This window comes from Patescibacteria group bacterium, from assembly GCA_034659915.1.
In the GTDB taxonomy this organism is placed as follows: Bacteria; Patescibacteriota; WWE3; order JAUXAW01; family JAYEID01; genus JAYEID01.
On record JAYEID010000002.1, the window covers coordinates 69,844 to 83,302 of the forward strand.

Sequence of the window (13,459 nt, forward strand, 5' to 3'; positions counted from 1 at the left end):
GTTGCGGTTACAATTCATGATTTAACTATTCACCGATTTTCAACCGCTCGGGCAACAACCCGCTGGCGTCCTTTTAACTTATTGAAACGGTTGCTTTACCGTATTGTATTCTGGCTAGCTATAAAGCGTGCAAAAGTTGTTTTTGTTCCAACTGAGTTTGTGAAGAAGGACTTATTAAAAGAATATACTTGGCTCCTAGAGAAAAGAATTATAGTGACATATGAAGGAGTTGATGAAACCTTTTGCCTGCCCAAACTTGATGTTAAAGAGACCCATCCTTCTGGGAAAGATGAGTCTTTTCTCAGTACCAAATATAAGGTACAGAAGCCGTATTTACTGTATGTTGGATCTATGTATCCTCATAAAAATTTGGAACGGTTAATTGAAGCCTTTTCTTTGGTTGCGGAGGAATATGAAAATTTGAAGCTAGTGTTGGTTGGGAAACGTGATTTTTTTCAACGGAGGTTAAGGGGAGAAGTTGTTGCAGTTGGTAAGACCCGTCCTTCAAAAAAGGACGGGTCTTTCCTGAGCCGTATTATCTTTCCTGCCTTTAAGGTTAAAAGTGGTTATGTGCCAGATGAAGATTTAGCAGTTTTTTATAAAAACGCGCTAGCGTTTGTGTTTCCTTCTCTTTCTGAAGGGTTTGGCTTGCCACCATTGGAAGCAATGCAGTTCGGGGTTCCGGTAGTTGCATCCAAGGCGACTTGTATTCCCGAAGTATGTGGTGCTGCAGCTCTTTATTTTGATCCCGAAGACGTTGAAGATATAGCGGCAAAGATTAAATCTCTGGTTAAGAATGAGAGTTTAAGGGAGGACCTGGTGACAAGGGGTTTTAAAAATTTAGAACGCTTTTCTTGGCAAGAAATGGCCTTAAGAACTTTAAAGGGGTATCGAATGTTAAACTAAAGTTAGAATTATTTGTTAGTAACTATGAATGTTGCATTAGTTCACGACGATTTAATTCAAGAGGGTGGAGCTGAGCGTGTTTTTCAGGCGTTAGTTGAGCTATTTCCGAGAGCGGGTGTTTTTACTAGTATGGCAGTGGGGGACTGGATGCGAAGAATGGTCGAGGAAAAATCGTCGCATTCCCCAGCCCCTGGGGCTGCGGCCAAAGAAGCCCCGGGGGCTTCTCCTGCGGTGGTGTGTGAATCGGCTGGCCTTCAGACGTCTTTTATGCAGAGGTTTCCTTTTAAGGAAAAACTCTACCGTGCTTATTTTCCGTTCTACCCCTTGGCGTTTGAGTCTTTTGATTTGTCTGGGTACGATTTAATTGTTTCGTCTTCTTCGCGGTTTGCCCATTCTGTAATTACGCGTCCAGAAGCTTCCCATATTTGTTATATGCACAGCCCGGGTAGAGAATTTTGGGAACCAGAAGTGTATTTTCAAGAACAGCCGCGGCTGCAAAAAGTATTGACTCCCTTTTTATCGTGGCTTAGGTGTTGGGATTTTGCTGCTTCTCACAGGGTAGACTATTTTATTGCTAACTCTAAGAGTACTAAAAACCGTATTGCAAAGTATTATGGACGTGAGGCAAAAGTAATCCATCCTTTTGTTGAGCTGGACCGCTTTAGCCTTGGTTGGCATGGTAGTGGGGAGGTAAAAAAACAGTGGCAGCATTTTTGTACAAAAAGAGAAATTAAGGAATGTTCTCCCGGCTTTTTCCTTATTGTTTCTCGCCTAATTTCTTGGAAAAGAATTGACATTGCAGTAAAAGCTTGTAACAAACTGAAACAGCCACTCATTATTGTGGGAGAGGGGCCCGATAAGAAAAGGCTTGAGAAAATGGCAGGTCCCACAGTTCACGTTTTGGGTCGACTTTCAGATGAGGATGTGGTAAATTGTTTCCAAGCTTGTAAAGCTCTTATTTTTCCTCAGCGCGAGGATTTTGGAATTACGCCGCTGGAGGTAATGGCTTGCGGTAAGCCTGTCTTAGCTTATAAGTCTGGTGGTGTTTTGGAAACTGTTCTTCCGGGTAAAACGGGAGAATTTTTTTACCCCCAGACTGTGCGGGTTTTAGCTGATGCAATTTCCCATTTTGATGCTCGTAGGTTTAAGCCACAGGTCTGTCGTAAGCAAGCATCTATATTCAGTCGAAAACGGTTTGAAGATAGGTTTTCGGACTTTGTTGTCCGGGTGACACGTTCCCAAAAATAGTTGGAAGTTTTTAGGATGTTGTATACAGTTATAAAGAGACTTTTGGATATATTTATTGCTGTCTTGGCAATTATTATTGGATTTCCACTTTTTCTTTTAGTTTCCTTGGCAATTTGGTTAGAAGATCAAGGTTCTATTATCTATTCTCAGGTACGGGTTGGTAAGGACAGAGCGCCTTTTCGTATTTATAAGTTTCGTTCTATGGTTGAGAACGCGGATGAAATTCTCTTTTCCAATTCTCAGCTTTATGAGAAAATGCGAAGCGGCTCACACAAGGTGGAGAATGACCCGCGTATTACTAAAGTGGGAAAATTTATAAGAAAGTATAGTATTGATGAGTTTCCACAGTTTTTTAATGTGCTAAAGGGTGAAATGAGTTTTGTTGGTCCGCGTGCTTATCGTCCCGATGAGTTGGAAATGTGCGAAAATGAACGTTTGGACCGGAGGGAACAATTGGAAAATATTCTTAAGGTAAAGCCGGGAATAACTGGGCTATGGCAAGTGAGTGGGAGATCAAATTTAAGTTTTGAGGAAAGGTTGAATTTAGAAGAACGTTATGCATTGAGTCATTCACTGCTTTTGGATTTTTTTATTATACTAAAGACACCTATCGCTGTTATTAAAGCTGAAGGAGCTGTTTAATTTGGATGATTAAAGATTTGTCTCAAATTAGAAAACGAAAAGCAAAAAAACGGGAGCAAGGTAGGCTTATTCTAAAAAAATCTCTTCTTGGATTATTTGGTCTCTTTCTTGTTCTTGGCTTGATATCTTTCAAATTTGTGTATGTTCCAGCTAAGGATGTTTTTTCTTCAGTTAGGAAAGTTCAAGCACACCAAAAACCTCTTAAGGACGCCTTTCTTTTGCAAGACTTAGTTAAAGCTAAGGAGGAGTTGAACGCCATAGAGCAAGATTTGGTTGAGGTTGAAAAGAAAGCTCAGAGATTGTCGTGGCTTCGGTTTGTTCCTATTGCTCGCGGCTACTATTTGGATGGTCAACGTGTGATTAAGTCGTCTTTTTATGCATTGTCTGCAGGGAGAGAAGTAATGGACGCGATTGAACCTGTTGTTGGTAATTTAGGGTTGAAAACAGAAGAGAATCGAGAAGTGGTGGAGTTAAGTATGGAGGATAGGATTGCTAGTACTGTTAGGGTATTACCAAACTTGGCGGATGACTTGGAAGGAGTAGAGCCGGAGTTAGAATCTATCCAGGAGGAGTTGTCGGGATTGAATACAGCTCGCTATCCCGGCTTTTTGTATATCGAGGGGCAAAGTGTTCGTGAGCTGGTTAAGCAGGCAAAAAATTATTCGGAAGAGTTTTATTTAGCTTTTCCTAAAGTTCAAGAAACTCTTCGTGTACTGCCTGCTGTTTTTGGCTTGTCTACACCAAGAAGGTATGCTGTTATTTTCCAAAACGATAAGGAAATTCGCCCTACAGGCGGATTTTGGACTGCTTATGCTTTAGTTACAATGAGTCAAGGGAAAATGACTGACCTTAGGTCTGGGGATATGTATTTTGTAGACTACCGTATTGACAATAAAACCCCTGCTCCAGCTGTTTATCAACGTTTTTTAAAGGTGGACCATTGGTTTATTCGGGATTCAAATCTTTCTCCAGATTTTAAAATTGCTTCCCAAAAGTTTTTTGATTTTTGGGCACAGGCACAGGTTGGTGTTTCGGAGCAGGCGCAGTTTGTAAACCAGATGCTGGGCCCGCTGCCAAGTGTAGATGGGGTTATTGCGTTGGATACTGAACTGGTTGTTGAATTTCTTGATGTGTTGGGAGAGGTAACAGTAAATGGGAAAACTTACGATAGCAGTAACGTAGTTTTGGAGTTGGAGAAGGAAGCAAATATTGTGAGAAAAGAGCAAGAGGGACGGAAAGCATTAATTGGAGAATTGATGAATGCTATGTTTGATAAAGCTTTTGAAGCACCTGAAAATGAGTGGGATGATTTGGTAATAACTATTGTTAGTCAAGCTAATAAAAAGCATCTATTGTTATATTTTAAGGATGTCAATTCTCAACAATGGGCAGAAGACATGAATTGGGCAGGTCGAATTAGGGATTATGATGGAGATTATTTGCAGCTTAACGAGGCAAATTTTGGTGGGGCAAAAGCTAACCTTTATGTTACCCGCAAGGTGACTCAAGAAATACAGAAAAAAAATGGTAAGTGGTTCAAGACAGTAACAGTTGATTTTGAAAATCCGGAACCCTACGACGGGTGGTTGAACGGTCCTTACCGTTCATATGTACGCTTGTTGGTTCCCGAAGGTGCAGAGCTAGTCTCAATTGAGGGAGGGAAAGAGGCTGTTCCCCAAGAATCATTTTTTGACGAAGAAATTGGTAAGCATGTTTTTGCTACTTTCAATGTGACAGATCCCTTAGATACTTCGCAACTGATTTTCCAGTATTATCTGCCAGAAAGCCTTTTGGAAAAGGAGAACTATCGAGTGTTGATTCAGAAGCAGCCGGGCAAAAATTCTCCTGAGTATAAAATGGTTGTTGGAGGGAAGACGAGGGAGTTGTTATTAACGGGGGATAGGGAATTGGAATTTAAGTGATAAAACTAGTGTTATGGTGTTAAATCTGGAAATTTCTCTTCGATTACTGTATAATATTCCTACTTCTGGTTATTTATGCTACTTTTGCTGCCAAGCTAATTTATGCCTACCTACCGTGCTGAAGGCTTAGTAATTAAGAGAACTAGTTATTCTGAAGCCGACCAAATTTTAACTATTTTTACAAAGAATAGAGGGAAAGTGTCAGCTATTGCTAAAGGATCTCGTAAGTTGACTTCAAGAAAAGGGGGACACCTCGAACTTCTCAACCACTCAATTTTTTCAATTGCAGAAGGTAAAAGTTTGGATATTATAACTGAAGCTGAGACAGTTGAGCCTTTTTCTAGTATAAAATCTAATTTGGAAAAGTCTAGCTTAGGACACTATTTGGCAGAATTTATTAACGAATTTCTACCAGATGGACTGAAAAGCTATTCGTTTTTCCGGTTGTGTTTAATGGCTTTGGGTTATTTAAATGATGCAGAAGAGGGGAGCTCACAGGTTTTGATTCACTCCTTTGAATTAAAAGCGTTGGCAGAACTTGGCTTTGCACCTGAGATAAGAAAATGTGTGCTTTGTCAACAACCACTGACTTGGGGGGAGCTAAATTCTTTCTCGCCAGAATGTGGTGGGGTTGTTTGTTCTCGTTGTAGCAATGGAGAAGGGTTTTGTTTGGACGAGGATTTGGCAGAGCTGCTACGCGAGGTTGCGTGTCTTCCTTGGAAAAAGGTGGATCGGATAAAGGTTCAAAAGAGCTCATTGGAGCAGTTGCGAGCTATAACCCGCTCTTATGTGGAGTATGTATTGGAAAAACGTTTGAAATCACCGAGCCTTTTAGAAAAAATTAGAAATGGGCACTTTGATCTGCAGGGTTGACTTTTGTGAATGGCCATGCTAGGTTCGGTTTAGTTTAATAGGGTAGGGAAGGATAGCAGCTGTTCTGGATGTATATCTGGAAAATTGGGGTGGAACTGTTTAGTACGAGGGTCCCCGAAAGTTGGGGACTTTGTTATTTGTTTAGTACCAATGTCAAAACCTGATTTAATGGAAAAAATTGTTTCTCTTTGTAAGCGACGAGGATTTGTGTATCCAGGTTCGGGAATATACGGTGGTTTGGCTAATAGCTACTGTTATGGACCTTTGGGTGTTGAACTTTTACGAAATATAAAAAATCACTGGTGGAAAACTTTTGTGCACCAACGCCCTGAGGTATATGGTATTAGTTCTAGTATTATAATGCATCCCAAAGTATGGGAAGCTTCTGGTCATATTACAAGCTTTAACGACGCTTTGGTAGAGTGTTTAGAATGTCATAACCGGTTTCGAGCTGATTACTTAATTGAAGAAAAGTCGGATTTGAAGGTTGAAGGAAAGCCACTTTCAGAGCTGGAAAAATTGATGGAAGAGGTTGATGTTACATGTCCGGTTTGCGGAGACAATAAATTTACATCTCCGCGGAAATTTAATTTATTGTTTGAGACAGAGTTGGGAAGTGTTCAAGACGAGTCGTCCACTGTTTATTTGCGAGGGGAAACAGCGCAAGGAATGTTTGTGGCGTACAAGAATGTATTGGATTCAATGCATCCTAATCTTCCTTTTGGAATTGCTCAGGTTGGAAAAGCTTTTCGGAACGAAATTACCTTGGGCAATTTTATTTTTAGAACCTTTGAATTTGAGCAAATGGAGATTGAGTATTTTATTCGGGAAAATGAGTGGAAAGATTGGTTTGAGCAATGGCAGGAATTAATGTGGAACTGGATTGTTAATTTGGGTGTATCTGAAGAAAAACTTCGTTGGAGAAAGCATACTGAAGATGAACTATCGCATTATTCAAAACGAACTGAAGATGTTGAATATGACTTCCCGTTTGGGGGATTTAAAGAGCTGTATGGTTTAGCGTACCGAACTGACTACGATCTTAAGCAGCATCAGGAGTACTCGGGTGCTGATTTGTGTTATCAAGACCGGGTATCTGGCAAGAAATTTTTTCCTCATATAGTGGAGCCAACTTTTGGTGTGGGTCGGACACTTTTGGTTCTTCTTTTGGAATCGTACCAAGAAGATGGTGATAGGAAAATTCTTTCTCTAGATCCAGAAATTGCGCCCTACAAGGTTGCTGTTTTTCCATTAGTTTCAAACAAAGAAGAGATTGTGAACAAAGCTCGTGATGTGTTTGCAATGCTAAATTCCCAATTCCATGTAGCTTGGGATGATCGGGGAAATATTGGGAAACGATATTATTCCCAAGACGAAATTGGAACACCTTGGTGTGTAACTATTGACTACGATACTTTGGAAGATAATAGTGTAACTATTCGTGATCGAGACACTACCCAACAAGTTCGGATTAAGATTAACAATCTTGTAAATTGGTTTTCTAACCAGTTATTCCTTAAAAAGTAGTTTTGTTGTACGCGGAACTACTTGTACTAATTTAGTTTTATTTGGCTAAATTTTGGGTTTAGCCGTAATCTTCTGCAATTTATTTCTTAATAATAAGCGGTCAGGTTTGAGGTTAGGAGTGTTTTGTTTTAAACTACGATATGGGTATATTTTCAAGCCTAACTGAAAAAGGATTAGAATTTTTCTTTTCTACTATTGGCTTTCGTGATGTATTGATTGATGACGATAGTGATATTCTTCCCTATATTGAAGCTGCTTTGCAGCACACCCCTTTTGCTGATCTTAAACTAGGTGATAAAGTTCTAGGCAGGTATTATGAACATGCGGTTCGGTTTTTGGGTGATAATCATATTGTTAAGTTTGTAAGTCCGGAGCCAGCAGAATTGATGAGGAGATGGTTAGACAGCTTAGAAAAGCAGAAAATTATTTTAGAGCGGTACCTTCCATACAGTTTGCCCCCTTTTAGTTATTTTTATGTTCCGGTAGAAAAGGAGTGGAACAGGAGAAAAGGAGGGTCTGAAAATTTAAGTAGTAGGTCTAAGTCTGCTCTTGCTACTTATGCCCTAGTTATGCGCCGCGTAAATGGAAATCCTCTTTACAAATTGTCCGATTGTGAAATTTTTTCTAACCAGACAGTAGTGAAAAATTTGGTTCGCTTTTTGGATGGCAATAAGAAGATGCGCAAAAAACAAGGTCTTTTTGCAGATTTGATAGGTGGGGAAGGTTTGCATATTTTGAACCCCCGTTATACTGGTAATATTTATGTGACAAAAGAAGGGGGTGTGGAATTGGTAGATACAGTTTTAATTCCGCCAAAATATTCTCCTGGTATTATGCCTGCTAAATATCGGTTTGCTAAACTTTATCATTTTTGCTACCGAAATTTCGTTCTTCCCCGGGAAAATAGTTTCTACTCTCGCCTCAAAAAAGAAGCAATCATCAATTAGTAGCTGGTAGTAATTATTTAGTATTTGGTACAGCTAATTTATACTAATTTAATACTGCGAATTAATGCGAGTGGGAAGGGATAAACTGGTAACTAGTAACTTGTAAAACGTTGTACGTTACTCGCCCACCGGCCGGCGGATCAGATATCCGTATTCCGCGTACGGTGCACAGCACCCCACTCTCCGCATTTGTAATTTGATACTTGTCATTTGTAATTGTTTTTGTATTTCTTATCCAATATCCCTTGTTTCTTATTTTCTATCTTCTATCTTCTATCTTCTATCTTCTATCTTCTATCTTCTATCTTCTATTCTCTTCTTTTCTCCTGTTTAAATGTTTTCATGTTTTTATGTTCTCGTGATTTTATGCTTGCTACTTACTACTTGCTACTTACTACTAATTATTAACTACTTGTAACTACTTATCCCATTTTTTCAACAAAGTCCTTGACACCTAAATTAGGTTTGAGATAGAGTGGTGACAGGTGGTGATTGGTGGTGAATTTTAGTAGAGGAATTTGATTTACTATTTGTCACTACATTTAAGTAAATAGTCTAAGGCTAGTAAATACCTGCGGAAAGTTTAACTAATGTTAATCGGAGAGCACATTTATAAATTGGGAAAGAAGGGTCGAGTTGCATTGCCTAAGTCTTTTCGTGATGAGCTTGGCAAAAAAGTCATTGTGACTCGAGGATATGAGGGCTGTTTGATTGTAGTTTCCCCTTCTCAGTGGAAAGAGCTCTTGAAGGAAGCAGCAACGGGACCTTTTGTTTCTGAATCTGTGCGAGACACATCAAGGTTTCTTTTGGGGGGTGCTGCCGAGATTGAGTTGGATGACCAAGGAAGGTTTGTGATACCACCATCACTGCGATCTTATGCACAACTTGGAGATGAAGTTTGTTTTTTGGGGCTTGGGCGTTGGGTTGAAATTTGGGATAAGGAAAGGTGGAATGACCGCCGTAATTATCTTGCTGAAGAGGCAGGGAGTATTGCAGAAAAGCTGGCGGAGGTGGAAGTTTGATAATCATTGTTCCGTTCTTTTAGCGGGTGGAAAGCTGAACGCGGTATTCCAATTATGTTTCATACACCAGTACTTTTAAAAGAATCTCTTGAATTTCTTAATATTGAAAAGGGAGAAAAATACATTGATGCCACAGTTGGGGGTGGTGGGCATGCGGTTGCGATTTTGGAGCGAGGCGGTTCAATTTTGGGATTGGATATGGATCCGGAAGCAGTGGAATATGCTCGGGAAACTTTAACTGCTGAATCTCCAGAGACCGAATCCCAAGTTCTACTTGTTAAGGGAAATTTTAGAAATATTGACCAGATAGCAAAGGAGCATGGTTTTGAAAAAGTGGCAGGAATTTTATTTGATTTGGGAATGTCTTCTTGGCAGTTAGAAGGCTCGGAGCGAGGATTTAGCTTTATGCAGGATGGAAAGCTAGATATGCGAATGGACCCGTCTTTAGCAGTTGAGGCCAAAGATTTATTGGGAGGTTTAACTGTAAATGAACTAGAAAAGCTTTTTTCAAAATATGCAGAAGAGAAACATGCAATAGAGTTTGCAAAAGCAATTTCTGAGGCAAGAGAAATTCGCAAGATAAAAACCACGCAGGAGTTTTCTGGTTTGCTAGCGTGGGTGGAGCAAGGGCAACCAAGCGATTTTTGGAATTGGTATGAGACTAAATTTAAAAACAAGCCGAGTGAATTTGGGAGTTACGATCGAAGGGCCCGTTTTTTCCAGGCGTTACGGATTGCTGTGAATGATGAGATTAATAATTTTAGAGAATCACTGCCCCGGGCCCTTCGAATTTTAAAGACTTCAGGGCGGTTAGTAATTATAACTTTTCATTCTTTGGAACGTGGGGTGGTAAAAAGGTTTTATGAAAAATACCAGACTTCTCTGGTAAATCTTACCCCACGTGGTCAAGAACCGGGTCGAGAAGAGGTAGAAGCAAACCCAAAGGCTAGAAGTGCTAAGTTGTTTGCCTATGAAAAAAAGTAAATTTAATATTTCCAAAATAAAATTGTTCAACTTAAAGACTATGCTTTTCTTGGTGGTGGTAGTATTAGGTGTTGTTCAAGTTTTTCTTTCTTGTAGCCTTTCTACCTATGGAAGGGAAATTGAAACTCTTTCTCAGCAACAAGTTGAACTGCGTCGCGAAAACCAAGCTTTGGAAAACAAACTAGCTAATCTTTCTTCCCTTTCCTATATTCGCCATCGAGCAGAGGACGAATTGGGAATGAAACAGCCCGATGTGGAAATTTTCCTCTCGCGTCGGCTGGCTCAAGGACATTCTCAGTGAAATCAGACTAAGTTAACTTTTATTAGATGGCGACCAAGCTACTTAACTTTGTATGTCTTTCCGTAAAAACTGGCGATTAAATTTTTTGCTTGGAATACTCTTGGTATCTTTAGCCGCTGTCTTTGTCAGGCTTTTCCAAATACAAATTTTGCAGCATGGAAAGTACCAAGCATTGGCTGAGACTCAGCACGGAATTTCTTATACCTTACCAGCACCGCGGGGTAAGATTTATTCGCGAGATGGGTTCCCCTTAGTTTCAAACCAACCAGCATATTTGCTTTATGCAGAGCCCACTAGGATTGATTTTTCAAAAATAAGTCCTGGTGAAATAGCTCGTCGGATCTTGGAAGCTTTGGGAATAGATTCTTGTCCAGTTATAAATTTTAGTAGCCATCCAGGCTTAGATTCCTACCAAAGATACCAGGCTTGTAAACAATATCTTGCGGAAAGATTAGGGTATTCTCGCTACTGGGTACCATTGGTGAGAGAAGTGACTGCAGAACAGAAGGAGCGAGTGGAAAAATTAGGCATTGTGGGACTGGGGTTTGAAGAAACACCTGTGAGATATTATCCCGAAGGCAGTTTAGCTGCCCATGTTTTGGGTTTTGTGGGGTCTGCTGCAGATGGTACCCCCCGCGGATATTATGGAGTGGAAGGCTTTTATGATGGTGATTTAAGGGGTCAGGAAGGTTTGGTTTTGGAAGAGCGTAGTGCTATGGGAGAGCCTATTTTGGTTGGCGATTATATGAAGCGACCACCGCAAGAAGGTAGGGATTTGGTTTTAACCTTGGATCGGGCTGTGCAGTTTATGGTGGAGGAACTTTTGGAAACGGGTGTAAAGGAATTTGGTGCTGAAAGTGGTACAGTTATAATTTTAGATCCTACAACTGGTGGTGTTATAGCTATGGCAAATTACCCCTCATTTTATCCTGCAGAACCTGCACACGCTGATGCTGAAGAAGATGGAGAAAGCAGCGAAGAAGAGGAAGAAAATGATAAAAATAAACTGAAATCTTATCCTGAGTTGTTAGAGAATGATCTAAGTAATATTTCCCGAAACTTAGCAATCTCGTCTTCATATGAGCCTGGTTCGGTAATAAAAGCACTGACTATGTCGGCAGCTATAAATGAAGGACAGGTAACTCCTCAAACTACGTTTTTTAGTCAGCCCTTAAAGGTTGGTGATCATACTATTCGTACTTGGGATGATAAATATTATGGAGAAGAAACTATGATTGAAGTTCTGGAACATTCAGACAACACCGGTGCTGCCTGGCTTGCTTTAGAAAAATTGGGCAAGAGAACTCTTCGATCTTACTTTGCGGATTTTGGTCTGGGGCAAAAGACAGGTATTGATTTGGAGGGTGAGTCAGCTGGTATTTTAAGGTCCTCTTCGGAGTGGCGCCCAGTAGATTTAGCTAGTGTGTCTTTTGGACAAGGCTTGTCGGCGACACCTCTTCAAGTAACTTCTGCTTTTACAGCTTTTGCTAATGACGGCGTACTAATGCAACCTTATATCGTCTCCGAAATTCGCGAAGATGGAAAGAAGATCAAATTCACACCTGAACGAGTTCGTAGAGTTATTTCTTCACATACTGCCGAGGTTATGGTTGGTATGCTTACTAAAGCGGCAATGTACGGAGAAGCAAGCTTTTTCGTTCTCCAAGATTGGGAGGTTGCTGGGAAAACAGGAACAGCTCAGATTCCGGTGAGTGGTCGTTACGATCCGCATAAAACTAACGCTACTTTTGTTGGTTTTTTGCCTCAGTCTAAAAAGTTTGTTATGCTAGTAAAGCTTGAAAAGCCGTCCACGAGTATTTATGCAGCAGAGACTGCAGTCCCCTTGTGGATGGGAATAGCAAAGGAGCTGATTCGTTATTACGGAATAGCTCCAGATCGCTGACGGTTAAGCACCAAATATCAAATTCCAAGTTCCAAACATTTGTAATTTGGGATTTGTATTTTGCTATTTATTTGTTATTTGAGATTTTGAATTTGTAATTTCTTTACGTATGTCTTATTTTCGTATCCAAGGTGGAAAGCCGTTAAAAGGAAAAGTAACAATTTTGGGTTCAAAGAATGCTGCAATTAAGATGATTGGAGCATCTATTCTTACTTCGGAACCGCTTGTTCTTTCTAATGTTCCAGAAATAGAAGATGTTACAGTGGATTTAGAGGTGGTTAAAAGTTTGGGCGTTTCTGTTGAGAAAAATCGGAATGAGCTGAGGCTTTGTGCGCAAAATATTGAAAAAAATAAAATTCCTCCAGGACTTAGTGATAAGACTCGCGCAGCTATTATTACTTTAGGTCCTCTTTTAGCAAGAAAAGGAAAAGTAGTTCTTTCTAGTGCTGGGGGCTGTGATATTGGGAAACGTCCTATTGACCGGCATTTAGATGCTTTAAAGCAGTTAGGTGTGGAAGTAATTTGTGAGGGGTCGGTAGTTCGTGCTCGAGTAGATAGGTTGAAGGGCGGAAACATAAGGTTTGAAAAAAATACAGTAATGGGGACAGAAACAGCTATTTTAGCTTCGGTTTTGGCTGAAGGTGAGACACGAATTTACGGTGCAGCTCTGGAGCCGGAGGTAGATGATCTAATTGCTCTTCTGAGAAAGATGGGGGCAAATATAAACAGAAAGGAAGACGATCCCCGGCAAGTTATTATTGAAGGAGTTGAGAGTCTTAATGGCGCTAAGCATAGTGTTTTGCCGGACCGGAACGAAGCTGTTACTTATGCAGTCGCCGCAGCAGCAACCCGGGGTGATGTAACTTTAAAAAATGTACAGACAGAAGATATGACAGCTTTTATGCGTAAGCTAGAGGATGCGGAGGTTCCTTATGAGGTTAGGGGCCGATCTCTCCGAGTTTGGGCTGAGCCTTCTGATTCTTTCTTGCCTGTGGAGTTGGAGACAGCACCGCATCCTGGGTTTATGACTGATTGGCAACAGCCTTTTTCTGTGATTTTAACTCAGGCTGAAGGTGAAAGTACTATTCACGAAACAATTTTTTATAATCGTTTAGATTATTTATTTGAGCTTGAGAAAATGGGGGCAGAGGTAGAAGTACTTACTCCTAGCGAAGCTGGAATGA

Annotated in this window: 12 protein-coding genes; all 12 read left to right on the forward strand. The window is 40.4% G+C overall.

Annotation, left to right across the window (positions count from 1 at the left end):
* Positions 1–906: glycosyltransferase family 1 protein (locus tag U9M98_00415; protein MEA2020180.1), on the forward strand; the 906-nt coding region annotated here is incomplete at its 5' end.
* Between the two features lie 24 nt (positions 907–930).
* Positions 931–2,154, forward strand: a complete 1,224-nt coding sequence (locus U9M98_00420) for a glycosyltransferase (GenBank protein MEA2020181.1) — start codon at positions 931–933, stop codon at positions 2,152–2,154.
* Between the two features lie 15 nt (positions 2,155–2,169).
* Positions 2,170–2,796, forward strand: a complete 627-nt coding sequence (locus tag U9M98_00425; protein MEA2020182.1) for a sugar transferase — start codon at positions 2,170–2,172, stop codon at positions 2,794–2,796.
* A 5-nt stretch (positions 2,797–2,801) separates the two neighbouring features.
* Positions 2,802–4,718 carry a DUF4012 domain-containing protein gene (locus U9M98_00430; GenBank protein ID MEA2020183.1) on the forward strand — a complete coding sequence of 639 codons (1,917 nt, stop codon included), beginning with the start codon at positions 2,802–2,804 and terminating at the stop codon, positions 4,716–4,718.
* A gap of 102 nt (positions 4,719–4,820) precedes the next feature.
* Entirely contained in the window at positions 4,821–5,591 is a 771-nt protein-coding gene (gene recO, locus U9M98_00435) for a DNA repair protein RecO (GenBank protein MEA2020184.1), read from the forward strand.
* Between the two features lie 150 nt (positions 5,592–5,741).
* Positions 5,742–7,118, forward strand: coding sequence for a glycine--tRNA ligase (locus U9M98_00440; GenBank protein ID MEA2020185.1), 1,377 nt, complete (start codon positions 5,742–5,744; stop codon positions 7,116–7,118).
* 140 nt (positions 7,119–7,258) lie between these two features.
* A complete protein-coding gene (locus tag U9M98_00445) occupies positions 7,259–8,065 on the forward strand; it encodes a hypothetical protein (GenBank protein MEA2020186.1) in 807 nt (268 codons plus the stop codon).
* A gap of 590 nt (positions 8,066–8,655) precedes the next feature.
* The gene (mraZ, locus tag U9M98_00450; protein ID MEA2020187.1) at positions 8,656–9,087 is read left to right on the forward strand and encodes a division/cell wall cluster transcriptional repressor MraZ; all 432 of its coding nucleotides are present in this window, start codon (positions 8,656–8,658) and stop codon (positions 9,085–9,087) included.
* A 54-nt stretch (positions 9,088–9,141) separates the two neighbouring features.
* Complete coding sequence (gene rsmH, locus U9M98_00455) at positions 9,142–10,071, forward strand: 16S rRNA (cytosine(1402)-N(4))-methyltransferase RsmH (GenBank protein MEA2020188.1); 930 nt, start codon at positions 9,142–9,144, stop codon at positions 10,069–10,071.
* Entirely contained in the window at positions 10,058–10,372 is a 315-nt protein-coding gene (locus tag U9M98_00460; GenBank protein MEA2020189.1) for an FtsL-like putative cell division protein, read from the forward strand. The genes rsmH and U9M98_00460 overlap by 14 nt, the downstream gene beginning before the upstream one ends.
* Positions 10,373–10,424: 52 nt before the next feature.
* Positions 10,425–12,275 (forward strand): penicillin-binding protein 2, encoded by a 1,851-nt coding sequence (locus tag U9M98_00465; protein MEA2020190.1) that lies wholly within the window; start codon positions 10,425–10,427, stop codon positions 12,273–12,275.
* A gap of 109 nt (positions 12,276–12,384) precedes the next feature.
* The coding region (locus tag U9M98_00470) for a UDP-N-acetylglucosamine 1-carboxyvinyltransferase (GenBank protein MEA2020191.1) at positions 12,385–13,459 on the forward strand (1,075 nt) is incomplete at its 3' end.

Excerpts from the sequence above, each read along its gene's own strand:
- U9M98_00445 (MEA2020186.1), top strand. The coding sequence starts at position 7,259 with ATGGGTATATTTTCAAGCCTAACTGAAAAAGGATTAGAATTTTTCTTT.
- mraZ (MEA2020187.1), top strand. The coding sequence starts at position 8,656 with ATGTTAATCGGAGAGCACATTTATAAATTGGGAAAGAAGGGTCGAGTT.
- U9M98_00440 (MEA2020185.1), top strand. The coding sequence starts at position 5,742 with ATGTCAAAACCTGATTTAATGGAAAAAATTGTTTCTCTTTGTAAGCGA.
- U9M98_00460 (MEA2020189.1), top strand. The coding sequence starts at position 10,058 with ATGAAAAAAAGTAAATTTAATATTTCCAAAATAAAATTGTTCAACTTA.
- rsmH (MEA2020188.1), top strand. The coding sequence starts at position 9,142 with ATGTTTCATACACCAGTACTTTTAAAAGAATCTCTTGAATTTCTTAAT.
- recO (MEA2020184.1), top strand. The coding sequence starts at position 4,821 with ATGCCTACCTACCGTGCTGAAGGCTTAGTAATTAAGAGAACTAGTTAT.
- U9M98_00425 (MEA2020182.1), top strand. The coding sequence starts at position 2,170 with ATGTTGTATACAGTTATAAAGAGACTTTTGGATATATTTATTGCTGTC.
- U9M98_00430 (MEA2020183.1), top strand. The coding sequence starts at position 2,802 with ATGATTAAAGATTTGTCTCAAATTAGAAAACGAAAAGCAAAAAAACGG.
- U9M98_00465 (MEA2020190.1), top strand. The coding sequence starts at position 10,425 with ATGTCTTTCCGTAAAAACTGGCGATTAAATTTTTTGCTTGGAATACTC.
- U9M98_00420 (MEA2020181.1), top strand. The coding sequence starts at position 931 with ATGAATGTTGCATTAGTTCACGACGATTTAATTCAAGAGGGTGGAGCT.